Genomic DNA, 23897 nt, shown 5'->3' with positions numbered 1-23897 from the left:
GTTGGGGTGCGCGGCCGGCGCTTGTGCATATGTCCCCTTATCCGCCCGTCAACGCCTGCACGACATAGACCCGGCTGGCGTTGCCGAGCACATCGGACAGGTGTTGCCGGTCGCGGATCGGCTGGCCGTCGATGAATACCGACAGGTGTTTGCGCAGCGCACCCTGGTCGTCGAGGATGTAGCCGCGCAGCCGCGGCTGCTCGCCGAAAACGGTGTCGAATGCTTCGCCGACCGAGTGGGCGTCGATTTCGCGCTCGGGCGTTTCGATATGCCGCTGGATCGAGGCGGCGAAGAAGAGGTGCGCCATGGCGGTGGCTGGCAGGAGCCTCGCGGAGGGGACGGTCTGTAGTTTAGGCGATCCAGCGGGCACGACGGGGCTGGATCCCGCATCGGTTTGGTCTTGCGGGGTCGCCCCGTCGGGCGCTTCGGTCACGCGTACTTGTCACCCACCGCCGCCCTGACCGGATGCGTGTCATAGACGATGATCATGCGCTCGACGCGTCCGCTTTCGTCGAATTCGAACACATCGACACATTCGAACTGCACCGCCGAGCCGTCCTTCAGCCCCCAGTCATACACGAAGTAACCGGTTGCTCGTCGTGCACCGGTCGCGCTGACACAGATGTCGATCGCCGTGATGCGGCTTTGTCCGGATGCCGAAACGACCTTGTCGAAGAACGGTGTCGGCTGCATCCAGCCGAGAAACGGCGAAAAAATCCGCGCATCCGGCGTGAACAATGCGCAGATCGCGGCGACGTCGCCGCGCTCGAGCGCCTTCAGGTAGGTGTCGACCTGCCGCGTGTATAGTGCATTCGACGATGGGTCCATTCTCTTTCTCCGCTGGTTGTTGACGAGCCGGGCCGCGACAGGTGAGGCGGACCCGGCGCAACCACGATAGCGATGCACAGATGTCCGAACAATCGAAAAATCCGCAACCCGGGCATGCGGCCCGTGCATACCCGCTGGCCGAACTCACGCGAACCCTGCCGCCATTGACGGCGTTCCAGGCCTTCGTTGCCGCGGCCGAACTCGGCAGCTTCAGCCGGGCCGCCGATCATCTGTGCCGGACCCAGGGTGCGGTGAGCCGTCAGGTGCAGCAACTGGAAGTGCATTACGGGTGTGCGCTGTTCGTGCGTCATGCGTCGGGGCTGACACTGACTGCGGAAGGCGGCGCGTTGCTGACGGTGGCCGTCGACGTCCTGACGCAACTGGCACGCCACGCGGAGGCGCATGGCGACGTCGCGCCGGTTCTCACGCTGCGGTTGCCGTCGACCTTCGCGATCCGCTGGCTGCTGCCCCGTCTCCCGGCGATCAATCGCGCACTCCCGCAGACCGAGCTGCGGATCCAGACGTCGGCGGACGACACGCCGGATTTCGCCGGAACCGACGTCGACGCGATCGTCGTACGAGGCGCCGGGCACTGGGCCGGCATGGTGTCGGTTCCGCTCTTTGCAGAGCGGCTGACACCGATGTGTACCGGCACGCTGGCCGCTTCATTGAGATCGATCGCCGATCTTGCGCAGGCCACGTTGCTTCATCCCGCCCCCGGGCACGACGAGTGGCGCTGCTGGCTCGCGGCCGTCGGCGCGACGCAGGTCGACCCGGAAGCCGGGCTCGTACTGGACACGCTCGAGCTGACGCTCACCGCCGCCGAGCAGGGGCACGGCGTGGCGATCGGTGACCCGCGCATGGCCCGGGACCGGCTTGCCGCCGGGTCGCTGGTTGCCCCGTTTGGCGACGTCGCGGACAACGGTCTCGGCTATTTCCTCGTGTACCCGTCGCCGCGTGCGATGCAGCCCAAGATTCGCGCGCTGACGTCGATCCTGACGGAACTGGCACAGGACGATTCGCCGCGCATGGCGTGACGGGAAGCCACGCCGCTCACACGCGCTAAACCGGAATCGATCGCCCGCGCATCCTGATCCCGATTCGCACGACACCGATCACCGCATTCGACAGCCACGTGAGCAGGCGCGGCATCCCGCGCCGGCGGATATCGAGCAGCAGCACGATCCGCACCGCGTCGCTGTCGTTCCACACCTCGTGCATGAACGTGTCGTCCCACAGCAGGAAACGCCCTTCCTCGAGCCGGTATTCGTGGCCGTCGACTTTCAGCACGGCGGCCGGCGTGCCGTCCGCGCGCTTCGGCATCGACAGCACCAGATAGCCGCGCAGGATGCCGCGAAACGGCCCGCGATGCGGGGGAATGTGCTTGCCGGGCGCGAGGAACGACAGCGATGCGGACAGCACGTCCGGCGATGCCGCGACGATCGACGCGACGGTCGGGCAGCGCGACAGGTTGCGCGGGAACGGCTGGCCGTATGCCTGCATGATGAACATCCGCCAGTCGCGTGCATCGTTGGCCGAGATGTCGTACTGCTCGCGCATGATCTCGTGAAAGCGCGGGATGCGCGGCATGTCGAGCGCCACGGCGAATGCCTCTGCCTGGATGTCGGTCCATGCACGGACGAAACGCTCGGTGTCGGGAAACACGGCCGTGTCGAGCACCGCGCCGCCGTCGATATGGCGGTCGAACAGCGTGCGCAGCAGGCCGGCTGCATAGTCGTAGGCGACGGACATGATCGATCGAAGGGCGATCCGTAAGGGGTGACGTCAGTCTGCCCGAAGCGCGGCGGGCGCTGCGTTACGTCAGGTTACGCCGGCTGACGAAAGAATGACAGTTGCATGAACGTCCGTCCCGGGCGCGCCGGCGCTCGAGAAGCCGCGTGATCCGGGTTGCGCGACGCGCGGGAATAAACGCACGCGTTCCGTCGTCATACGGGTGTAGCACGTCGTCTCGTTGACTTCTCAAGGAGTGGAACATGAACACGCATTGGCTGGTGGCCGCCGCGGTGGCGGCGATTTCTCTCGCGGGTATCGCGACGCAAGCGTCGGCACAGGCACTGACGCGCGCGCAGGTCAGGCAGGAACTGATCGACGCCGAAAACAACGGGCTGCGCTTCGTGACCGACACGTCGTATCCGGACGTGAGCCCGCTGTTCCAGCGGCAGGTCGAACAGATGCCGGCGCATCAGGCCAGCACGGCGGTCGGCAGCGATCCGGCCGCGTCATCCGAAGCGGGCAGGCCGGCGACGATGTCGCCGCGCCAGGGTTCCACCGCATGCGTCGGCCCCGCGAGCTTCTGCGCGGTCTATTTCGGAAGCTGACGCAGCCGCCTGCGTTCGCAGGTCAGGCATTCAAGGCATTCAACACGGTTGATCGATACGGAACATTGAAGGAGTTCATGATGAAGACATATATCGCAGTCCTGACGATGATCGGCGCGATCGTCGGTCAGTCGGCCTTCGCGCAATCGGCCGCGCCGCTCACGCGTACCCAGGTTCGCGACGAATTGATCCGCCTGGAAGCGGCCGGGTACGACCCGGCAAAGGGGGACGACGGCGAGTATCCGGCGGACATCCAGGCCGCGGAAGCGAAGCTTGCCGAGCAGGACCGGGCCCGGATGGCGGCGGCCGCCGCGCACGCGCCGGCCGCCGGTATGCCGGCGCAGACCAGCAACTAGGTGTCGACATGGTCTTGTGCGACTTCAGGCCGGCGTGTTCGCGACATGGCAGTACGGCAGCCCTTCGTGCCGCTCGACGCGGCAGAAGGGCGCCGGCCACGCTGCCGGTCATCGCGCGCCGCTTCGCGCGGCGGCGCGATCATCTCATCGGCCGCGCGCGATGAGCGGCCGGTCGGGCGTGCGACCAACCGGAACGAAGACGGTAGCGGTATCGGTGGCAATCCGGCACATGCGCACGATGGCATGCGGTGCCGCCAGCATGGCGATCACCAGGGCATCATGCGCTGCATGACCTGATCGCGCAGCACGAAGCGGTGCGCGAGCGCGGCCGCCACGTGCAGGCAGATGCCGACGAACAGTGCCCACGCGAGGATGCCGTGCACGTCGCCCATCGCGTGGCCGAACGCGGAGCCGGCCGCCGACAGCGCGGGCAACGGCACGATCCCGAGCAACGTCACGCTCCATGCGCGCGACGACGCGTTGATCCAGCCGAGCAGCGGCACCGCGATCAGCAGCGCGTAGAGCGCGAAATGCGTCGCGCCCGACAGTGCGCGCATCGCGGGCGGCAGGTCACTCGCGGGCGGGCGATGCGTCACGCGCCATAGCACGCGGCAAGCCATCGCCGCGAGCAGCGCGGTGCCCACGAGGAGGTGCGCGGCGATCAGGCCGATGGGCTGCGTGTCGCGATGCACGTCGGGCATCGTCCAGCCGATCGCATATTGCGCGATGACCAGCGCGACGATCAGCCAGTGAAGCAAGCGCGCGACGGTGTCATATCGGGCGGGCGTGGACATGGAGACTCCTGCGGACGACGGGGACGATATCGGTCGAGCGGATTCTACGTTCGCTTTCTTAACGAAACGTTAAGCAGGCGTCGCCACAATCGTTCTCAGCTGGACTTTCGCCTTTCTTCATCCTGACCTACGCGACCTTTCGAATCTTTCAGATCGATAGTGGTCGTCCGCACAGGGAGACTCTTTCACCATGGCACCTTCGACGATCGAGCGATGGCGTGCCCACCTGCTGATCGCCGCGCTGGCCGGCATGTTCATCCAGGGTTTCATGCTGGTGTCGTTGCTTGCATGGCACGTACCCGAAGCATTTTTCACCACGATGACGTTTCGTATCTGGGTCGCCATCGCGTTAGCCACCGCGATCCTTTCGGCCCGCAAGCTTGCCGACGTCGCGTTCCGCGCCGCGCTCGCCTGCGGCTACGTGCGCGTGACAGGAATCGATCGTCGCACGGTAGTTGTGTCATCTGATTGCGCGTATCGTCGCTTGGTCGTCCTTCATATCCGGCTCCACGGGAATCGATACGGCGGCGTGCACGGGTGACCCTGCGTGCGCGCGGCGGCTCCCGGGTGTCGTGGTCGCACGGGTCACCACTGGGGAGAAGCATGGTTTTGCTGCATGTGCTGCGCGCGCTGGCCGGGGCAATGTCGATCGTCTGCGGGCTGGGCGTGTTACTGGGCATTGCCTACACGATCACGGCCAGCGTGCTGGTCGGCCGGTTCTTTTCCCGGGCGGCGGCCGAGCCGCGCGACTATCCGGGCGTCACCGTCGCGAAGCCGCTGCACGGCGACGAGTGGCAACTCGTACAGCATCTCGAAAGCTTCTTCGTGCAGAATTATCCGGGGCCGGTCCAGCACCTGTTCGGCGTGCACGACGCGAACGACAAGGCGCTCGTGGCCGTCGAGGCGCTGCGGGCGCGCTACCCCGACGCGAACATCAAGGTCGTCGCCGATGCGCGGCTCTATGGGCCGAACCGCAAGATCGCCAATCTCGTGAACATGCTCGAACACGCGGAGTATTCGGTGCTCTGTCTCGCCGACAGCGACGTGCGGGTCGAGCGCGATTATCTGCGCGCCGTCGTCGGCGCGCTGCAGCAGCCGGAGGTCGGCATCGTGACGAGCGTGTATCGCGGCATCGCATCGCCGGGCTTCTGGCCCGGTGTCGCCGTCGCGATGACGAACTACCATTTCCTGCCGGGCGTGATCACCGGGCTCTTCCTCGGGCGCGCACGGCCATGCTTTGGCCAGACGATTGCGATCACGCGCGCGACGCTCGAACGCATCGGCGGCCTCACGCGTTTCGCGCATCACCTGGCCGAGGATCATGCGCTGGGCGAGGCGGTGCGGCAGGTGGGCGCGCAGGTCGTCATTCCGCCGTTCGTCGTCGGGCATGCGTGCGTCGAGGAGACCTTCGCGAAGCTGTACGCACACGAATTGCGCTGGAGCTGCACGATCCGCGCGGCGGACCGGCTCGGTCACGCCGGCTCGGTGCTGATGCACCCGGTGCCGCTCGCGCTGCTGGCGCTGCTGTTCTCCGGCGGTACGGCCGTCGCATGCGGGCTGGCGGTCGCGGCGCTTGCCGCGCGGGCGCTGCTGATGCTGAACACGAGCCGGGCGACCGGCGCCGGCCTGCGCGGCGCGCTGTGGCTGCCGTTCGTCGACCTCCTGCAGTTCGTCGTGTTCGTGTCGAGCTTCTTCTCGTCGCATGTCGTGTGGCGCGGCACGCGTTTTCGCGTCGACCGGGAAGGCCTGCTGTCGCCCGCGAGCGAATCATGACGACCCCAACGAACCCCGCTGCCGATGCCACGGAGCGCAACGCCGCGCGGGGCGACGCACGGCTGCGCCACGTGGGGCGGGTGGCGGCGCTGGGCGGGCTGGCGCTCGCCGTGTGGCTGATCTGGCGCGAGCATCCGCTGGACATCCTGCATCGCCTGCAGATCGCCGGGGCCGGGCTGTTGCTCGCGGCGCTGGCGCACATCCTGCCGATGCTCGCGAATGCGTGGGACTGGCGGATGCTGATCCGCGGCCCGCGCCGGCCGTCGTTCGCGACGATGCTGAAACTCGTGTGGATCCGTGAATCGATCAACGGGTTGTTGCCGGTCGCGCGGATCGGCGGCGAGATCGTGTCGTTCGGCCTGCTGCGGCAGGCGGGCGTGCGGCCGGCCACCGCCGTCGCCAGCCTCGTCGCCGACATGCAGCTGACGCTGATCAGCCAGCTCGTGTTCGCGCTGGTCGCGATCGGCTACGTGCTCGAGCACGTGTCGTCCGACGCCGCGCGGGTGGCCGGCAACCTCGCGATCGGCATGGCCGCGCTGGTGCCGGTGCTGCTACTGTTCGCGCTGGTGCAGCATGCGCGGCCGTTCGAGCGCGCGATGCGCGTGCTCAACCGCGTCACGAGCGGCAAGGTGGTGGCGCTGGTCGGCGAATCGGCGCGCACCGACCAGTCGATCCGGATGATCTGGAGAAAGACCGGCATCGTCGTGCGTTATCTCGTGATCTGGCAGACGCTGCAGTTCGTCGGCTATGCGCTGGAAATCTGGCTCGCGCTGTATTTTCTCGGCGCGGAGCCGACGTTCGCGCAGGCGCTCGCGATCGAGGCGCTGATCCAGCTCGTGAGCAGCATCGCGTTCCTGATGCCGGGCGGGCTCGGCGTGCAGGAGGGCGGGTTCGTGCTGATCGGCGGGCTGCTCGGGTTCGACCCGCCGACCTGTCTCGCACTGGCCGGCGCCCGCCGCGTGCGCGACCTGCTGTTCTATCTGCCGGGCCTGCTGGCATGGCAGTGGGCGGCCGGTTCGGCGAAGCGGCCAGGCGCGACGCAAAACCCGTCGTTGCCCATCGGGGAATCGGCCCGGCCGCGTTGATGCGACCGGGGAGCCCACGCCCGCGCGGCGGGCCGCGCGGGACTCAGCGCCGTTCGTCGGCGAGATGGCTGCGGATCACGTCCGCGAACGACGTATCGCCCTTCAAGCCGAGGGCTTCCGCGCGCGACGTATCCCAACGGCCCGGCCAGCTGCCGACGATCTTCTCGACGCGCTCGTCTGGCACATGGCGGATCAGCTTCACGACGTCGTCGCCCGCGACTTCGCGCAGCGCCGCGATCATTTCGTCGACCGACACCGACAGGCCGGGCAGATTGATCACCCGTTTGTTGCCGAGCTTCGCGCTGTCGATCTCGCAGCCCGCGACGAGCGCTTCGATCGCGCCGCGCGGCGACAGCAGCCACAGCCGCGTCGAACCCGGCACCGGGCACACGCTTTCCTCGCCGTTCAGCGGCTCGCGGATGATGCCGCTCGCGAACGACGACGCAGCCGCGTTCGGGCGGCCCGGCCGCACGCTGATCGTCGGCAGCCGCAGCACGCGGCCGTCGACGAAGCCGCGCCGCGCGTAGTCGCACAGCAGCAGCTCGGCGATCGCCTTCTCGGCGCCGTACGACGATTGCGGGTTCAGCGCGGTGTCGTCCTGCACGACGTCGGGCAGCGTGCCGCCATAGACCGCAACGGAGCTCGTGAACACGACGCGCGGCCGATGGCCACGCGCGCGGCACACTTCGAGCAGCGTGCGCGACGCGTCGAGGTTGATCCGCATGCCGAGATCGAAATCGGCTTCGGCCTGCCCGCTGACGATTGCCGCGAGGTGGAAGATCGCGCCGGTTTGCGTGTCGATCGCGCGGTCGAGCACCGCGCGCTCGGCGATGTCGCCGACGATCGACGTCACGCGTGCGTCGCCGAAATCGCTGCCTGCGACGACGTCGAGCAGCACCAGCTCGTCGATCTTCTCGCTGCGGCCATCGGGGCCGGTGAGTTCGCCGCGCTCGAGCAGCTTGCGTGCGAGACGCTGGCCGAGAAAGCCGGCGCCGCCGGTGATCAGTACTTTCATGTTGTTTACCCTCAGAGGAATGCTGGAATTACAGGTACGGCCTGAGCCAGCCGAGGCCTTCGGACGTGCCGGCCTTCGGGCGGTACTCGCAGCCGATCCAGCCGTCGTAGCCGAGCGCGTCGATCAGCGCGAACAGATACGGGTAGTTGAGTTCGCCGATATCCGGCTCGTGGCGTTCGGGCACGCCCGCGATCTGGATATGGCCGATGCCCGCGAAATCGCGCTTGAGCTTCATCGCGAGATCGCCTTCGACGATCTGGCAGTGGTAGCAGTCGAACTGCACCTTCAGGTTCGGCGCGCCGACTTCCGCGCAGATCGCCTGCGCGTCGTCCTGGCGGCTCAGGAAATAGCCGGGCATGTCGCGCTGGTTGATCGGCTCGATCAGGATCGTGATGCCGTGCGCGGCGGCGGCCTGCGTTGCATGCCGCAGGTTCGCGAGGTAGGTGTCGCGATGGCGGGCACGATCGGCGCCCGGCGGCACCATGCCGGCCATCACGTGCAGCTTCTTGTTGCCGAGCACGCGCGCATAGTCGAGCGCCTGGTCGATGCCGCGCCGGAACTCGTCCTCGCGGCCCGGCAGCGACGCGGTGCCGCGTTCGCCCGCGGCCCAGTCGCCGGGCGGCGCGTTGAACAGCGCCTGCTCGAGGTGGTGCGCGTCGAGGCGCGCGCGGATGTCCTCGGCGGCGAAGTCGTACGGGAACAGGTACTCGACGGCCTTGAAGCCGTCGTAGGCGGCAGCGGCGAAGCGTTCGAGGAACGCGTGCTCGGTGTACATCATCGAGAGGTTGGCGGCGAAGCGTGGCATGGCAGCGGGTCCTGTGAATGAATGGGGCGGGGCGCACGGCGCCCCGCGTCGAATGGCGGCCGGATCGTTCGTGGGGCGAATCAGCGGTTCACGAGTTTCGCGGGCGTGAGCCACACCGCGATCGCACCGATCACGAGCATCGCGGCGAGCACGTACATGCCGGACGCGGTGCTGTGCGTGACGTCCTTCAGGTAGCCGATCACGTACGGGCTCGCGAACCCGGCGAGGTTGCCGACCGAGTTGATGATCGCGATCCCGGCCGCGGCTGCGGAGCCCGCGAGGAACGCGGTCGGCAGCGACCAGAACAGCGGGGCGCAGGTCAGCACGCCGCCGGCCGCGAGCGACAGGAACACGATCGACACCGCCGTATTGTGCGAGGACGACGCGGCGACCGCAAACCCGATTGCGCCCATCAGCGCCGGTACGATCAGGTGCCAGCGGCGTTCGCGGCGCTTGTCCGCGCTGTGGCCGAACAGGTTCATCACGACGATCGCGACGACGAACGGAATGGCCGACAGCAGGCCGATCTGCAGCGTATCGGTGATGCCGGTCGACTTGACGAGCGTCGGCATCCAGAACGTGAGGCCGTACTGGCCCGTGACGAACGCGAAGTAGATCAGCGACATCCACCACATGCGCGGGTCGGAGAACACGGCCTTCAGCGAATGGCCGTGCTTCTGCTGTTCCTGCGGCTGCGCGGCGATCTCGTCCTCCAGCAGCTGCTTCTCGCGCTCGTCGAGCCACTTCGCGCTGCGGATGCTGTTGTCGAGATACAGGATCGTCGCGATGCCGACCAGCACGGCCGGCACGGCTTCGATCATGAACATCCATTGCCAGCCGTGGAAGCCCGAGCCGCCGTGGAAGCGCTCCATGATCCAGCCCGACAGCGGGTTGCCGAAGATGCCCGACACGGGAATCGCGGACATGAACACCGCGATGATCTTCGCGCGGCGATGCGACGGGAACCAGTACGTCAGGTACAGGATCACGCCCGGATAGAAGCCGGCTTCCGCGAGGCCGAGCAGGAAGCGCAGCACGTAGAACTGCGTCGGCGTCTTCACGAACGCGAACAGCGCGGAAAGCAGGCCCCATGTGATCATGATCCGTGCGATCCAGATGCGTGCACCGATGCGATGCATCAGCAGGTTGCTTGGCAGTTCGAACAGAAAATAGCCCAGAAAGAAAATGCCGGCGCCGAGCCCGAACACCGTTTCGCTGAACGCGAGATCCTGCGACATCTGCAGCTTCGCGAAGCCGACGTTCACGCGGTCGAGATACGCGACCACGTAGCAGAGCATCAGGAACGGCACGATGCGCCAGAACACTTTCTTGTAGGTGCGGTCGAGTTCCGCGGCATGGGCGGGCGCGGCGGGCGAGCGGCCTGCGGCCGCGTCGAGAGCAGTCATCGTCGTCTCCAATGATGTCGTGTGCCGGCGGCGCGTACGTCGCCGGTCGTGTGTGTGCTGACGGAAGGGCCCGCGCACACGGCGGGCATGGGAATCGTTGGGTGGTGCGTTGTTACCAGCGCGCGCCGAAGCTGATGCGCAATTCGTCGAGCGCGGCGTCGTCGAGCGGCTCGGGTTTCGGGTGCGTCATCAGCCACAGCCGCGCCGTTTCCTCGAGTTCCTCGAGCGCATACGACGCGTGCGACACCGACGGCCCCCACATCACGGGGCCGAGGCGATCGAGCAGCACGCCGCGCACCTGGTCGGCGAGCGCCGCGACTTCGGCCGCGACGGCCGGGTCGCCAGGGCGGCGGTAACGGATCAGCGGGATGTGGCCGACCTTCATCACGTAGTACGGCGTGATCGGCGGCAGCACGTCGGTGTCGCGCCACACGCCCGCGAGCGTCAGCGCGACGAGGTGTGTCGAATGCGTGTGGACGATGCCATTCGCTTCGGCGTTGCGCGCGTAGATGCCGCGATGCAGTGCGAGCGTCTTCGACGGCTTGCCGCCCGATACGGGCTGGCCGTCGAGGCCGACCTTCGCGATGTCGTTCGGGTCGAGCCGGCCCAGGCATGCGTCGGTCGGCGTGATCAGCCAGCCGTCGGCGAGGCGCGCGCTGATGTTGCCCGCGCTGCCGACCGCGTGGCCGCGCGCATACAGGCTCGCGCCGACCACGCAGATCTCTTCGCGCAGTTTCGCTTCGTCGCTCATCGTGCGGCTCCATCCAGCGCGCGCAGCGCCTTGTCGAAAAAGTCCGTGGTGCCGAAGTTGCCGGACTTCAGCGCGAGGCCGAGCGGCTGCGCGTCGATGGTGGCCGTCGCCGGCACGCCCGGATCGATCTGCGCGCCGATCTGCAGCGACTTCACGTCGAGCGCCTGCACGACCGCGCCGGACGTTTCGCCGCCGGCGACCACGAACTTGCGCACGCCGAGATCACGCAGGCCGCGCGCGATCGCCGCGAGCGTGGCTTCGACGAGATGGCCGGCCGCGTCGACGCCGAGCGCCTGCTGCACGGCCTTCACTTCGTCGGGCGTCGCGGTCGCATAGATCAGCACGGGCTGCGGCAGGTGCGAGCGCGCAAAGGTGAGTGCTTGCTCGACGACGGGTTCGCCGCGCGATGCCGCGAGCGGATCGATGCGGAAGCTCGGCCGCGTGGCGCGCCATGCGGCGACCTGCGCGTTGGTGGCCTTCGACGCGCTGCCGGCGAGCACCGTCGAGAGCCCTTCGATGCGCGGCAGCGACGCCGCGTTGTCGCGTTCGGGCAGTTGCTCCGCGCGACGGAAATTCGCGGGCAGGCCGAGCGCGATGCCGGAGCCGCCGGTGACGAGCGGCAGGCCCGCGCACGCTTCGCCGAGCACGTAGAGGTCGCGGTCCGACAGCGCGTCGGCGATCGCGAAGCGCACGCCTTCCGCGCGCAGTTGCTCGATCCGCGTGCGCACGGCGGCCGCGCCGAGCGCGATCGTGTCGTAGCGGATCAGGCCGACCGGCGACTTCGTCTGCCGTTGCAGCACGCGTACGAGGTTCGCGTCCTTCATCGGCGTGAGCGGGTGATTCTCCATCCCCGATTCGTTCAGCAGCACGTCGCCGACGAACAGGTGGCCGCGATAGATCGTGCGGCCGTTCTCGGGGAACGCCGGGCAGGCGATCGTGAAGCCGCCGCCGGCCGCATCGAGCAGCGCATCGGCGACGGGGCCGATGTTGCCCGCGTCGGTCGAATCGAATGTCGAGCAGTACTTGAAGAAGAACTGCCGGCAGCCTTGCGCGCGCAGCCATTCGTACGCGGCGAGCGATTGCGCGACGGCGTCGGCGGCGGGGATCGTGCGTGACTTCAGCGCGACGACGATCGCGTCGGCGTCGAGCGGGGTGTCTGCGGCGCCGTCGGCGGGCACGCCGATCGTCTGCACGGTGCGCATGCCGCTCTTCACGAGCATGTTCGCGAGATCGGTCGCGCCGGTGAAATCGTCGGCGATGCAGCCGAGCAGGGGACGGGAAGCGGAAGCGGTCATGGCAGAAGCGTCGGTCGAATCAGCGGGCGGGCGGCAGCGTGATGCCGGGGAAAGTCTTGATCACGGCGGAATCGTCCTCGCCGCCGTGGCCGGCGCTCGACGCGCTCATGAACATCTGGTGCGCGGTGGCCGACAGCGGCAGCGGGAACTTGCTGCGGCGGGCCGTATCGAGCACGAGGCCGAGATCCTTCACGAAGATGTCGACGGCCGACAGCGGTGTGTAGTCGCCGTTCAGGATGTGTGGCACGCGGTTCTCGAACATCCACGAGTTGCCGGCGCTGTGCGTGATCACGTCGTACAGCGCGTCGGCATCGACGCCTTCGCGCAGGCCGAGCGCCATCGCCTCGGCCGCCGCCGCGATGTGCACGCCGGCCAGCAACTGGTTGATGATCTTCACTTTCGAGCCGATGCCGTGCGCGTCGCCGAGGCGATAGACCTTGCCGGCGATCGCCGCGAGCACGTCCTCGCAGCCCGCATAGGCGGCGGCCGGGCCCGACGTCATCATCGTCATCTCGCCAGAGGCCGCGCGCGCGGCGCCGCCGGATACCGGCGCATCGAGCATCTGCAGGCCGGCCGCCTCGATCCGCGCGCCGAGCGAGACCGCGAATTCGGGCGCGACGGTCGCGCTGGCGATCACGACGCCGCCCGGCTTCATCGCCGCGACCGCGCCGTGCTCGCCGAACAGCACCGTTTCGGTCTGCGCGGCATTGACGACGAGCGTGACGACGACGTCGCACTGCGCGCCGAGTTCGGCCGGCGTCGCGCAGGCGATGCCGCCTTCGGCGGCGAACGCCTGCAGCACGGTGTCGCGCACGTCGCATGCGTGCACGCGCAGGCCGGCGCGCAGCAGCGAGCGGGCGACGCCGAGGCCCATCGCGCCCAGGCCGATGACTCCAACATTTCGTGACATGGTCAACCTTGATCGATTCGGGAGAGGGGCGGCGCGGCGGCCGCCGGGTTCAGCAGATACCGGCTTCCGCGAGGCGGCGGGCGGCGTTGTACATGTGCGTGCGTGCCGCGTTGCGGGCGGCCATCGGGTCGCGCGCGCGGATCGCGTCGGCGATCGCCGCGTGTTCCTCGCGCACCTGGCGCGAGAAGTCCTCGCGCGTCGCTTCGTTGCGCCGCGTGACCTTCACGCCGGCTTCGAGGTACTGGTTCAGGAACTGCAGCGTCTTCAGGAAATACGGGTTGCCGGTGACGGCCGCGATCGTGCGGTGGAACGCGACGTCTTCCGCGACGCCGTCGCGCCCTTCGGCGACCGCATCGTCGATCTTGCGCAGCGCATCGTCGATGTCGGCCATGTCTTCGTCGGTGTGGTTCAGCGCGGCTTCGGCGGCGACCTCGGCCTCGATCGCGCGGCGCACCGCGAGCAGGTGCGGCAGCGACGTGGCTTCGACGGCCTCCGCGTAGTCGATCCGCAGCGGCCGGATCGCGCCGTGCTGGTTCACGTACACGCCGCTGCCCTGGCGCGGCTCGACCACGCCTTCGTTCTTCAGCCGCGAGATCGCCTCGCGAATCACCGTGCGGCTCACGCCGAATTCCTGCGCGAGCACGGCCTCCGTGGGCAGCTTGCCGGTGGCGGAGAAACTGCCGACTTCGATCTGCTTGAGCAGTTGCTGCGCGACATGGTCGCTCATCGCACGGGCGGGAATTTTCTCGAACATGGTGCTCTGGCTTGTAAGGTTATGTGGTCATCATACAAATTTGAATGAATGGCAGCATCCGGGATAACCCTCGGTTAACGGGGCGCAACGTCGGTTAAATTAACTGGAACCGGTTCCAATTGAGTCGAAACCGCTGCGTTCGAGTGTCGTGTCGCAATCGGTTGGTAAAGGAGCGGGGGCCCGTCGCCGTCAGTCGGCGATGTCCTCGATGGGATCCGCCGCGATTACCGCGCCGGCTTCCGCCACTTCCCCGCCACGCTCCCGATACGTCGCCGGCGGCACGCCGAACTGCTTGCGAAATTCGCGCCCGAGGTGCGATGCATCCGCGAATCCGCAGCTCGACGCGATATCGGCCACCGTGCGGTCCGAGCTCGTCAGCAGCCACGCGGCCGTGCGCAGCCGCACCTGCTTCGCGAACGCCTGCGGGCTCTTGCCCGTCTCCGCCTTGAACAGCCGCTCGAGCTGCCGCGTCGACAAATCGAGCTTGCTCGCGAGTTCGTCGAGCGACAGCGCCCGCCCGACATGCTGTTCCATCAGGAGAATCGCGCGCTTGACCTTCGGGTGCGTCGCCGGCTCGAGGCCCGGCGGATGCGGCTGCGGCGCGTTGCCTTTCTGCATCTCGCCGACCAGCAGGATGCGCAGCGCCTTCTGCACGGTCGCGTGATCGAAGTGGCGCAGCAGGATCGCGGCGGCGACGTCGATCGACGCGCGGCCACCCGAGCAGGTGATGCGGCGCCGGTCGATCACGAACAGCCGGTCGGCGATCAGCAGGTCGGGATCGGCAGCCGGAAAGCGCTCGATGAAATCCCAATAGTGGAACCAGCTCACGCAGGTGCGGTAGCCGTCGAGCACGCCGGCGCGCATCAGCGTGAACACGCCGGTGCAGATGCCGACGACCGTCGCGCCGCCCGCCGCCGCGCGGCGGATGAAGTCGAGTGTCTCGGGGCCCGCCTGCGGCCCCGAATGCAGCAGCCCGCCGACCACCACCACATAGTCGAACGGCTCGGCCGCGTCGAACGTTTCCCACGGCGTGATCTGGATCCCGCAGCTCGCGCGCACCGGCGCGAGGGTCTCGCCGATCACGCTCCACGCGCAGCGCACGGGCTTGCTGTAGTCGCCGTCGTCCGCCGACAGCCGCAGCATGTCGACGAAGCCGGAGAAGGCCGTCAGCGTGAAGTTCGGCAGCAGCACGATGCCGAAGCGGATACGCCGCGGCGTGGGTTCTGCGAGGGGGGAAGCGGGTACGTCGGTTGTCATCGCGGCCAGTCTCTTCACGCCGGGCGGGCGGTCTCACTCAGTCTGTTGATACGGGTCATGCGGGTACGGCGGCCGGGCGGGGCGGATGTAGCCAGCGTCGCTGATCGGTTCCGGCACGACTTGTGGTTTTCCGTCGCGAACCATCGCCAAAACGCACTTTCGGGCCTGCCGGCAGGGCGCTTGGCGGCGGTATCCCACGCCGATGCCGTTTTTGTTCTATCGGCCGATTTTACGCTTTGATGTACTGGCGCCAACGTCATTTCACGTGTGTGCCACCCAGAGGAAGCCAATGAACGTCAGCGTCTTCGACCTGTTCAAGATCGGCATCGGCCCGTCCAGTTCGCATACGGTCGGCCCGATGATCGCCGCGTGCCGCTTCGCGTCGCACGTGGAGGACGCGAACCTGCTCGGTTTCGTGCGCCGCGTGCGGGTCGAACTATACGGCTCGCTCGGCGCGACCGGCAAGGGCCACGGCACCGACAAGGCCGTGCTGCTCGGTCTCGAGGGCCACCTGCCCGACACGATCGATCCGGACCTGATCGAGCCGCGGCTCGCCGCGATCCGCGCGGAGAAATCGCTGTCGCTGCTCGGCAAGCAGACCGTCCGCTTCGAGGAGAAGGAGCACATCGGCTTCTATCGCAAGCTGATGAGCGGCACGAGCATCGTGCACCCGAACGGGATGCGCTTCCAGGCCTTCGACGAGCACGGCCAGCTGCTCGTCGAGAAAGAGTATTACTCGGTCGGCGGCGGCTTCGTCGTGAACCGCGACGGCGATCGCGTGAACGGCGTGCGCGCGGCGGTCGAGGTGCCGTATCCGTTCCGCACCGGCGACGACCTGATGCGCCAGTGCCGCGAGCACGGGCTGTCGATCGCCGAGCTGATGATGCGCAACGAATGCGCGCTGCGTCCCGCCGACGAAGTGCGCGCCGGGCTGCTCGCGATCTGGCGCACGATGGCCGCCTGCGTCGAGCGCGGCTGCAAGGTCGAGGGCGACCTGCCCGGCCCGATGCGCGTGAAGCGCCGCGCGGCCGAGCTGAACAATCGCCTGCGCGCGCGTTCGGAAGAGTCGCTGCGCGACCCGCTGTCGATGCTCGACTGGGTCAACCTGTATGCGATGGCCGTCAACGAGGAGAACGCGGCGGGCGGCCGGGTCGTCACCGCGCCGACCAACGGCGCGGCCGGCGTGATTCCCGCGGTGCTGCACTACTACGTGAAGTTCGTGCCGGGCTCGAACGAAGCCGGCATCGTCGAATTCCTGATGACGGCCGCGGCGATCGGGATCATCTACAAGGAAACCGCGTCGATCTCCGGCGCGGAAGTCGGTTGCCAGGGCGAAGTGGGCGTCGCGTGCTCGATGGCCGCGGCCGCGCTCGCCGCGGTGATGGGCGGCACGCCCGACCAGGTCGAGAACGCGGCCGAGATCGGCATGGAGCACAACCTCGGGATGACCTGCGACCCGGTCGGCGGGCTCGTGCAGATCCCGTGCATCGAGCGCAACGCGATGGGCGCAATCAAGGCGCTGAACGCGTCGCGCATGGCGCTCAAGGGTAACGGCCAGCACTACGTGTCGCTCGATTCGGTCATCAAGACGATGCGCGAGACGGGCGCCGACATGAAGACGAAATACAAGGAAACGTCGCGCGGCGGTCTGGCCGTGAACGTCATCGAATGCTAAACGAAGGATCACTCACATGAGCCGCTACTCGATATTCAGCCTGTTCCGCAACGGCCTCTCGTATCACGAGAACTGGGAAAAGCAGTGGAAGAGCCCGGAACCGAAGAAGGAATACGACGTCGTGATCGTCGGCGGCGGCGGCCACGGCCTCGCGACCGCGTATTACCTCGCGAAGGAGCACGGGATCACGAACGTCGCGATCCTCGAGAAGGGCTGGATCGGCGGCGGCAACACCGCGCGCAACACGACGATCGTCCGTTCGAATTATCTGTGGGACGAATCGGCCGCGCTGTACGAGAAGGCGATGAAGCTGTGGGAAGGGCTGTCGCAGGACCTGAACTACAACGTGATGTTCAGCCAGCGCGGCGTGATGAATCTGGCCCACACGCTGCAGGACGTGCGTGACACCGAGCGCCGCGTGAACGCGAACCGGCTGAACGGCGTCGACGCCGAATTCCTGACGCCCGCGCAGATCAAGGAAATCGAGCCGACCATCAACCTGAACAGCCGCTACCCGGTGCTCGGCGCGTCGATCCAGCGCCGCGCGGGCGTGGCGCGCCACGACGCGGTGGCCTGGGGCTTCGCGCGCGGCGCGGATCGCGCGGGTGTCGACATCATCCAGAACTGCCAGGTGACGGGCATTCGCCGCGAAGGCGGCGCGGTGGTCGGCGTCGACACGGTGAAGGGCTTCATCAAGGCGAAGAAGGTTGCGGTGGTCGCGGCCGGCAACACGACGACGCTCGCCGACATGGCCGGCGTGCGCCTGCCGATCGAGAGCCACCCGCTGCAGGCGCTGGTGTCCGAGCCGATCAAGCCGGTCGTCAACTCGGTGATCATGTCGAACGCGGTGCACGCGTACATCAGCCAGTCCGACAAGGGCGACCTCGTGATCGGCGCCGGCATCGACCAGTACACGGGCTTCGGCCAGCGCGGCAGCTTCCACATCATCGAAAGCACGCTGCAGGCGATCGTCGAGATGTTCCCGGTGTTCTCGCGCGTGCGGATGAACCGCCAGTGGGGCGGCATCGTCGACGTGTCGCCGGACGCGTGCCCGATCATCACCAAGACCGACGTGAAGGGCCTCTATTTCAACTGCGGCTGGGGTACCGGCGGCTTCAAGGCGACGCCCGGCTCGGGCTGGGTGTTCGCGCACACGATCGCCCGCGACGAACCGCACCCGCTGAACGCGCCGTTCGCGCTCGACCGTTTCTACACGGGCCACCTGATCGACGAGCACGGCGCTGCCGCCGTCGCGCACTGACCGCTACCGCACAGACACAGGAGAAAGAAACATGTTGCTGATCGAATGTCCGTGGTGCGGGCCGCGCGCCGAATCCGAGTTCTCGTGCGGTGGTGAAGCCGACATCGTGCGCCCCGTGAACAACGAGAACATGACCGACCGCGAATGGGGCGAGTACGTGTTCATGCGCGAGAACAAGCGCGGGCTGCACAAGGAGCAGTGGCTGCACACGCAGGGCTGCCGCCGCTGGTTCAAGGCCACGCGCGACACGGTGACCTACGATATCAAGGGCTACGAAAAGTTCGGTGGCGAAGCTGCCGGAAACGCACACGAAGAGGGCACCAGCAAATGAGCCAGAAAGACCGCCTCGGCACCGGTGGCCGCATCAATCGCGCGATTCCGTTGACCTTCACGTTCAACGGCCGCACGTATCAGGGCTTCCAGGGAGACACGCTCGCGTCCGCGCTGCTCGCGAACGGCGTGCACTTCGTCGCGCGCAGCTTCAAGTACCACCGCCCGCGCGGGATCGTGACGGCCGACGTCGCGGAACCGAACGCCGTCGTGCAGCTCGAATCGGGCCCGTACACGGTGCCGAACGCACGCGCGACCGAGATCGAGCTGTACCAGGGGCTCGTCGCAACGAGCGTGAACGCGGAGCCGTCGCTCGAGAACGACAAGTACGCGATCAACCAGAAGCTGTCGCGCTTCCTGCCGGCCGGCTTCTATTACAAGACCTTCATGTGGCCGCGCAACATGTGGCCGAAGTACGAAGAGAAGATCCGTGAAGCCGCCGGCCTCGGCAAGGCGCCGGAAGCGCTCGACGCCGATCGCTACGACAAGTGCTACGCGCACTGCGACGTGCTCGTGGTCGGCGGTGGCCCGTCGGGTCTCGCGGCCGCGCATGCGGCGGCCACGGCCGGCGCGCGCGTGATCCTCGTCGACGACCAGCGCGAGCTCGGCGGCAGCCTGCTGTCGTGCCGCGCCGAGATCGACGCGAAGCCCGCGCTGCAGTGGGTCGAGAAGATCGAGGCCGAGCTGCGCAAGCTGCCCGACGTGACGATCCTGTCGCGCAGCACCGCGTTCGGCTACCAGGACCACAACCTCGTGACGGTCACGCAGCGTTTGACCGATCACCTGCCGGTGTCGATGCGCAAGGGCACGCGTGAGCTGCTGTGGAAGGTCCGCGCGAAGCGCGTGATCCTCGCGACCGGCGCGCACGAGCGTCCGATCGTGTTCGGCAACAACGACCTGCCGGGCGTGATGCTCGCAGGCGCCGTGTCCACCTACGTGCACCGCTTCGGCGTGCTGCCGGGCCGCAACGCGGTCGTGTTCACGAACAACGATCGCGCGTACCAGACCGCGCTCGACCTGAAGGCGTGCGGCGCGAAGGTGACGGTCGTCGATTCGCGCGCGTCGTCGAACGGTGCGCTGCCGGCCGCCGCGAAGCGGCAGGGCGTGACGGTGATGAGCGGCGCGGTCGTGACGGGTGCATCGGGCAAGTGGCGCGTATCGTCGGTCGACGTCGCGTCCTACTCGAACGGCCAGACCGGCGGCAAGCTGCAGACGCTGCCGTGTGACCTCGTCGCGATGTCGGGTGGCTTCAGCCCGGTGCTGCACCTGTTCGCGCAGTCGGGCGGCAAGGCCTGCTGGAACGACGAGAAGGCCTGCTTCCTGCCGGGCAAGCCCGTGCAGGCGGAAGCGAGCATCGGCGCAGCAGCCGGCGAATTCGGCCTGGCGCGCGCGCTGCGGCTCGCGGTCGATGCAGGCGTGGAAGCCGCGAAGGCAGCGGGTTTCACCGCTGCGCAGCGCGCGGTCGCGCCGCAGGTCGCGGAAACCGTCGAAGGCGCACTGCAGCCGCTGTGGCTGGTCGGCAGCCGCGAAGCCGCGGCACGCGGGCCGAAGCAGTTCGTCGACTTCCAGAACGACGTGTCGGCCGCGGACATCCTGCTGGCCGCCCGCGAAGGCTTCGAGTCGGTCGAGCACGTGAAGCGCTACACGGCGATGGGCTTCGGCACCGATCAGGGCAAGCTCGGCAACATCAACGGGATGGCGATCCTCGCGGGGGCGCTCGGCAAGACGATTCCGGAAACGGGCACGACGACGTTCCGCCCGAACTACACACCGGTGTCGTTCGGCACGTTCGCGGGCCGCGAGCTCGGCGATTTCCTCGACCCGATCCGCAAGACCTGCGTGCACGAATGGCACGTCGAGCACGGTGCGCTGTTCGAGGACGTCGGCAACTGGAAGCGGCCGTGGTACTTCCCGAAGAACGGCGAGGATCTCCATGCGGCCGTGAAGCGCGAATGCCTCGCGGTGCGCAACAGCGTCGGCATCCTCGACGCGTCGACGCTCGGCAAGATCGACATCCAGGGTCCGGACGCGGTGAAGCTGCTGAACTGGATGTACACGAACCCGTGGAACAAGCTCGAAGTGGGCAAGTGCCGCTACGGGCTGATGCTCGACGAGAACGGGATGGTGTTCGACGACGGCGTGACGGTGCGCCTCGCCGACCAGCATTTCATGATGACGACCACGACGGGCGGCGCGGCGCGCGTGCTCACGTGGCTCGAGCGCTGGCTGCAGACCGAATGGCCCGACATGAAGGTGCGGCTGTCGTCGGTCACCGATCACTGGGCGACGTTCGCGGTGGTCGGCCCGAAGAGCCGCAAGGTCGTGCAGAAGGTGTGCCAGGACATCGACTTCGGCAACGAGGCGTTCCCGTTCATGAGCTACCGGAACGGCACCGTCGCGGGCGCGAAGGCGCGCGTGATGCGGATCAGCTTCTCGGGCGAGCTCGCCTATGAAGTGAACGTGCCGGCGAATGCGGGCCGCGCGGTGTGGGAAGCGCTGATGGCGGCCGGTGCCGAGTTCGACATCACGCCGTACGGCACCGAGACGATGCACGTGCTGCGCGCGGAGAAGGGCTACATCATCGTCGGCCAGGATACCGACGGCTCGATCACGCCGTACGACCTCGGGATGGGCGGCGTCGTCGCGAAGTCGAAGGACTTCCTCGGCAAGCGCTCGCTGTCGCGTTCGGACACCGCGAAGGAAGGCCGCAAGCAGTTCGTCGGCCTGCTGACCGAGGACGAACAGTTCGTGCTGCCGGAAGGCGCGCAGATCATCGCGAAGGACACGCAGGTGTCGGCGGTCGATCCGACGCCGATGCTCGGCCACGTGACGTCGAGTTACTACAGCCCGATCCTGAAGCGCTCGATCGCGCTCGCGGTGGTGAAGGGCGGCCTGAACAAGATGGGCGAGAGCGTCGTGATTCCGCTGGCCAACGGCCGCCGCATCACCGCGACGATCTCGAGCCCGGTTTTCTACGATACCGAAGGGGTGCGCCAGCATGTGGAATGAAACCAGAAACCAGACGCAGGTGGCGGGCGCGGGCGGCGTGACGCTTGAATCGCCGTTCGTCGGCGCGGCCGACGTGCTGAAGCCGCACCAGGCGCGCGCCTCGAAGAAGTTCACGCTGCGCGAGCGGCCGTTCCTCGATCTCGTCAACGTGCGCGGCGAATTGAGCGATCCGGCGTTCGTGAGCGCGTTCGAGCGCGTGGTCGGCTGCCGGCCGCCGGCGGCGCCGAACACGGTCGCGCGCGGCGCCGAGTACGACGTGCTGTGGCTCGGCCCCGACGAGTGGCTCGTGCGCTCGAACGGGCCCGTGCCGGCCGGCGTGCTCGAAGCGAAGCTCGCGGAAGCCGTGCAGGGCACGTATTCGGCGGCCGTCGACGTCGGCAGCGGCTATACGGTCGTCGAGATCAGCGGCGAACGCGTGCGCGACGTGCTCGCGCGCGGCTGTCCGCTCGATCTCCATCCGCGTGCGTTCAAGCCGGGCCAGTGCGCGCAGTCGCATTACTTCAAGTCGTCGATCGTGCTGATCCCGACCGGTGACGATGCGTTCGAGATCGTCGTGCGCCGCAGCTTCGCCGACTACTTCGTGCGCATCATGCTCGACGCGGCCGCGCCGCTCGCATCATGAAGCCGTTCGACGAACCGTTCGTGGCGATCGACGCGCCGCGCCTGCGCGGGCGCGGCTGGAGCGTGTTCGTCGACGAACTGAAGGTGCCCGCGCGGATCGGCATTCATGCGCACGAGCATGAAGCGCCGCAGCCGATCGTGATCGATGCACGGCTTGGCTACCGGTGCGAGCCGAGCGAGCAGGGCGAGTGGATCGATTACGACGGCTATTGCGCGCGCCTTGCCGCGTTCCTGTCGCACAAGCCGCATACGCGGTTGCTCGAGACACTCGTCGCCGATATCGCGGTGCTGTCGTTCCGTGAATGGCCGGCGCTGGAGTCGCTGACGCTGTCGGTGTACAAGCCGAAGATCCGGCCCGGCACGAAGCGGGTCGGCGTGTCGCTCGACTGGACGCGCGGGGATTATTTGCGGTGGACGGGGGCGGCGGGGCAGTTTTGAGGCGTGATGACACGGCAAGCCGGTGCATCTGGCTTGCCGTGCGTTTCTCTTTGTTCCTGAAATATCGGAACAATGAGACGTTCACTCGCCGTCACGTATAACGCGAGCGCTCTTGGGCGACCCGCTTCGGCCCCGCTCCAGCAGCTTGCGCTGGCCTTGCAGGCCAGTGTTCGCGGTGCCGTCCTTTACGAGCCATGCCAGCGGCAATGCCATCGCGGGTTCGGCCGTGCTTTGCGTGCGCGCGTCGATCGTCGCGGCAACCGTCAACGGCGATCTTTTCAAGATTGTGTTGTGCCGCCCCGGCACGACCTGTTCCAATCACCGTCGAACTTCCTCTGATCGCAGTGCGATGTTTCCCACGTACTATTCGCTATTGGGAAATATTCATGAAGTCCATCGGGATGGCGATAATGAAACGCGCTGTGATTTTCGTTGTTGCCGCTTTGGCGCCGCTCATCGCACATGCCGGGTGCAGTGATAACCTTCAGAACTGGTCGGCGCGACTCCATCCCGACCATACACTGGATGCTACGCACGCGGTTTGCAAGGTCTGGCCTGCGAACGCGGCGCTGACGATCGGGGCGTTACCGCTGATGCAGAAAGGCAGCGCCGACGGGCCGAACGTCGTCGACATCGAAGTAGTGGTTGCCGATACGGCTACGGGTGCGATTATCGCGCATCGGTTTCAGCGATCGGCGATTCGCTATGCCGAGGATCACTATTTTGAGGGCATCGACCTCGACACGGCGCGCTATCAGCTGACCTCCACTCAACGTGCCTTCGGCGTGCGCCTGAAGTCGTCTGGCGGCCCGCCCGCGGATATGTCGGGCATCGCTACGCTGAGTCTCTATTTGATCGATGGGCAGCATTTGCGCACGGTGTTGGACCGCCTGATCGTGAGCGATTGGACGGGCGACCGCGATGGTCCTTGTACCAGCATTTCAGAAACGTCACGCACACTCGCACTCGGCCCGCCAGACACGCAAGGCTATGCCGTTTTGCGGGTCAGCGAAAAGTACGTCGAGCACGTGAACCGGCTCGAGGTCGATAAATGCTCGGGTCACACGTCACCCGCTCAACGTCGCAACATTACACTCGACTATCGCGATGGCACATACCGGATACCGGATGCCATGCGAAATGCCGATTGACCAGTTGCCTCCGCTTCACCATTCTCCTGCCCCGTTCAAAGTGA

General features: G+C 67.2%; 27 protein-coding genes. 13 read left to right on the top strand and 14 right to left on the bottom strand.

The window, feature by feature from the left end:
- Positions 1–37: 37 nt before the first annotated feature.
- Positions 38–307 carry a MoaD/ThiS family protein gene (locus tag CFB40_RS29525; RefSeq protein WP_089426761.1) on the bottom strand — a complete coding sequence of 90 codons (270 nt, stop codon included), beginning with the start codon at positions 305–307 and terminating at the stop codon, positions 38–40.
- A gap of 122 nt (positions 308–429) precedes the next feature.
- Positions 430–828, bottom strand: a complete 399-nt coding sequence (locus CFB40_RS29520) for a nuclear transport factor 2 family protein (protein WP_089433169.1) — start codon at positions 826–828, stop codon at positions 430–432.
- A gap of 80 nt (positions 829–908) precedes the next feature.
- On the opposite strand from CFB40_RS29520, the gene CFB40_RS29515 reads away from it, so the two are divergent.
- A complete protein-coding gene (locus CFB40_RS29515; RefSeq protein WP_089426763.1) occupies positions 909–1865 on the top strand; it encodes a LysR substrate-binding domain-containing protein in 957 nt (318 codons plus the stop codon).
- A gap of 25 nt (positions 1866–1890) precedes the next feature.
- On the opposite strand, the gene CFB40_RS29510 is transcribed toward CFB40_RS29515, so the two are convergent.
- Entirely contained in the window at positions 1891–2580 is a 690-nt protein-coding gene (locus CFB40_RS29510; protein WP_089426764.1) for an aspartyl/asparaginyl beta-hydroxylase domain-containing protein, read from the bottom strand.
- 242 nt (positions 2581–2822) lie between these two features.
- Between CFB40_RS29510 and CFB40_RS29505 the strand changes: the two genes are divergently transcribed.
- A complete protein-coding gene (locus CFB40_RS29505; RefSeq protein ID WP_089433168.1) occupies positions 2823–3167 on the top strand; it encodes a DUF4148 domain-containing protein in 345 nt (114 codons plus the stop codon).
- An 80-nt stretch (positions 3168–3247) separates the two neighbouring features.
- Positions 3248–3523 carry a DUF4148 domain-containing protein gene (locus CFB40_RS29500; RefSeq protein WP_089433350.1) on the top strand — a complete coding sequence of 92 codons (276 nt, stop codon included), beginning with the start codon at positions 3248–3250 and terminating at the stop codon, positions 3521–3523.
- A gap of 144 nt (positions 3524–3667) precedes the next feature.
- On the opposite strand, the gene CFB40_RS39270 is transcribed toward CFB40_RS29500, so the two are convergent.
- Entirely contained in the window at positions 3668–3793 is a 126-nt protein-coding gene (locus CFB40_RS39270) for a hypothetical protein (RefSeq protein ID WP_256976919.1), read from the bottom strand.
- Positions 3790–4317 carry a cytochrome b gene (locus tag CFB40_RS29495; protein ID WP_089426767.1) on the bottom strand — a complete coding sequence of 176 codons (528 nt, stop codon included), beginning with the start codon at positions 4315–4317 and terminating at the stop codon, positions 3790–3792. The genes CFB40_RS39270 and CFB40_RS29495 overlap by 4 nt, the downstream gene beginning before the upstream one ends.
- Before the next feature lie 190 nt (positions 4318–4507).
- On the opposite strand from CFB40_RS29495, the gene CFB40_RS29490 reads away from it, so the two are divergent.
- The 3 genes from CFB40_RS29490 (at position 4508) to CFB40_RS29480 (ending at position 7175) form a co-directional block, all read left to right on the top strand.
- Complete coding sequence (locus tag CFB40_RS29490; RefSeq protein WP_089426768.1) at positions 4508–4858, top strand: hypothetical protein; 351 nt, start codon at positions 4508–4510, stop codon at positions 4856–4858.
- A 62-nt stretch (positions 4859–4920) separates the two neighbouring features.
- Entirely contained in the window at positions 4921–6090 is a 1170-nt protein-coding gene (gene hpnI, locus CFB40_RS29485; RefSeq protein WP_089433167.1) for a bacteriohopanetetrol glucosamine biosynthesis glycosyltransferase HpnI, read from the top strand.
- Positions 6087–7175: a lysylphosphatidylglycerol synthase domain-containing protein gene (locus tag CFB40_RS29480; RefSeq protein WP_089426770.1), complete on the top strand. Its 1089-nt coding sequence runs from the start codon at positions 6087–6089 to the stop codon at positions 7173–7175. The genes hpnI and CFB40_RS29480 overlap by 4 nt, the downstream gene beginning before the upstream one ends.
- A 43-nt stretch (positions 7176–7218) precedes the next feature.
- On the opposite strand, the gene denD is transcribed toward CFB40_RS29480, so the two are convergent.
- The 8 genes from denD to CFB40_RS29440 form a co-directional block, all read right to left on the bottom strand.
- Positions 7219–8190, bottom strand: coding sequence for a D-erythronate dehydrogenase (gene denD, locus CFB40_RS29475; RefSeq protein WP_089433166.1), 972 nt, complete (start codon positions 8188–8190; stop codon positions 7219–7221).
- Between the two features lie 28 nt (positions 8191–8218).
- On the bottom strand, positions 8219–8995 hold the full coding sequence (gene otnI, locus CFB40_RS29470) for a 2-oxo-tetronate isomerase (RefSeq protein ID WP_089426772.1): 777 nt from the start codon (positions 8993–8995) through the stop codon (positions 8219–8221).
- Positions 8996–9075: 80 nt separating this feature from the next.
- Complete coding sequence (locus tag CFB40_RS29465) at positions 9076–10401, bottom strand: MFS transporter (protein ID WP_089433165.1); 1326 nt, start codon at positions 10399–10401, stop codon at positions 9076–9078.
- A 112-nt stretch (positions 10402–10513) separates the two neighbouring features.
- A complete protein-coding gene (gene otnC / locus CFB40_RS29460; RefSeq protein ID WP_089426774.1) occupies positions 10514–11152 on the bottom strand; it encodes a 3-oxo-tetronate 4-phosphate decarboxylase in 639 nt (212 codons plus the stop codon).
- Positions 11149–12447 (bottom strand): 3-oxo-tetronate kinase, encoded by a 1299-nt coding sequence (gene otnK / locus CFB40_RS29455; RefSeq protein WP_089426775.1) that lies wholly within the window; start codon positions 12445–12447, stop codon positions 11149–11151. Before otnK ends, otnC begins: the two co-directional genes overlap by 4 nt.
- Positions 12448–12466: 19 nt before the next feature.
- Complete coding sequence (gene ltnD, locus CFB40_RS29450; protein ID WP_089426776.1) at positions 12467–13357, bottom strand: L-threonate dehydrogenase; 891 nt, start codon at positions 13355–13357, stop codon at positions 12467–12469.
- A 49-nt stretch (positions 13358–13406) separates the two neighbouring features.
- On the bottom strand, positions 13407–14111 hold the full coding sequence (locus CFB40_RS29445) for a FadR/GntR family transcriptional regulator (protein WP_011354089.1): 705 nt from the start codon (positions 14109–14111) through the stop codon (positions 13407–13409).
- Positions 14112–14300: 189 nt separating this feature from the next.
- A complete protein-coding gene (locus tag CFB40_RS29440) occupies positions 14301–15368 on the bottom strand; it encodes a GlxA family transcriptional regulator (RefSeq protein WP_089433349.1) in 1068 nt (355 codons plus the stop codon).
- 289 nt (positions 15369–15657) lie between these two features.
- On the opposite strand from CFB40_RS29440, the gene CFB40_RS29435 reads away from it, so the two are divergent.
- From CFB40_RS29435 to CFB40_RS29410, 6 genes are read left to right on the top strand one after another with little or no spacing between them, the layout of a single operon-like run.
- On the top strand, positions 15658–17043 hold the full coding sequence (locus tag CFB40_RS29435) for an L-serine ammonia-lyase (RefSeq protein ID WP_089426777.1): 1386 nt from the start codon (positions 15658–15660) through the stop codon (positions 17041–17043).
- Positions 17044–17059: 16 nt separating this feature from the next.
- A complete protein-coding gene (locus tag CFB40_RS29430; RefSeq protein ID WP_006480591.1) occupies positions 17060–18304 on the top strand; it encodes a sarcosine oxidase subunit beta family protein in 1245 nt (414 codons plus the stop codon).
- Between the two features lie 31 nt (positions 18305–18335).
- Positions 18336–18635 carry a sarcosine oxidase subunit delta gene (locus CFB40_RS29425; RefSeq protein WP_089433164.1) on the top strand — a complete coding sequence of 100 codons (300 nt, stop codon included), beginning with the start codon at positions 18336–18338 and terminating at the stop codon, positions 18633–18635.
- Positions 18632–21643 carry a sarcosine oxidase subunit alpha family protein gene (locus CFB40_RS29420; RefSeq protein ID WP_089433163.1) on the top strand — a complete coding sequence of 1004 codons (3012 nt, stop codon included), beginning with the start codon at positions 18632–18634 and terminating at the stop codon, positions 21641–21643. The genes CFB40_RS29425 and CFB40_RS29420 overlap by 4 nt, the downstream gene beginning before the upstream one ends.
- On the top strand, positions 21633–22265 hold the full coding sequence (locus CFB40_RS29415; protein ID WP_089426779.1) for a sarcosine oxidase subunit gamma: 633 nt from the start codon (positions 21633–21635) through the stop codon (positions 22263–22265). Before CFB40_RS29420 ends, CFB40_RS29415 begins: the two co-directional genes overlap by 11 nt.
- A complete protein-coding gene (locus CFB40_RS29410; RefSeq protein ID WP_011354099.1) occupies positions 22262–22702 on the top strand; it encodes a dihydroneopterin aldolase in 441 nt (146 codons plus the stop codon). The genes CFB40_RS29415 and CFB40_RS29410 overlap by 4 nt, the downstream gene beginning before the upstream one ends.
- Positions 22703–22783: 81 nt before the next feature.
- Here CFB40_RS29410 and CFB40_RS29405 read toward each other — a convergent pair whose 3' ends face one another.
- Positions 22784–23020 (bottom strand): hypothetical protein, encoded by a 237-nt coding sequence (locus CFB40_RS29405; RefSeq protein WP_089433162.1) that lies wholly within the window; start codon positions 23018–23020, stop codon positions 22784–22786.
- 68 nt (positions 23021–23088) lie between these two features.
- Between CFB40_RS29405 and CFB40_RS29400 the strand changes: the two genes are divergently transcribed.
- Positions 23089–23853: a hypothetical protein gene (locus tag CFB40_RS29400; protein ID WP_089433161.1), complete on the top strand. Its 765-nt coding sequence runs from the start codon at positions 23089–23091 to the stop codon at positions 23851–23853.
- Positions 23854–23897: the final 44 nt, after the last annotated feature.

Origin of the sequence: Burkholderia sp. AU31652 (assembly GCF_002223155.1) — a bacterium.
GTDB lineage: Bacteria > Pseudomonadota > Gammaproteobacteria > Burkholderiales > Burkholderiaceae > Burkholderia.
This window is presented reverse-complemented; position numbering and strand designations above follow the sequence as displayed.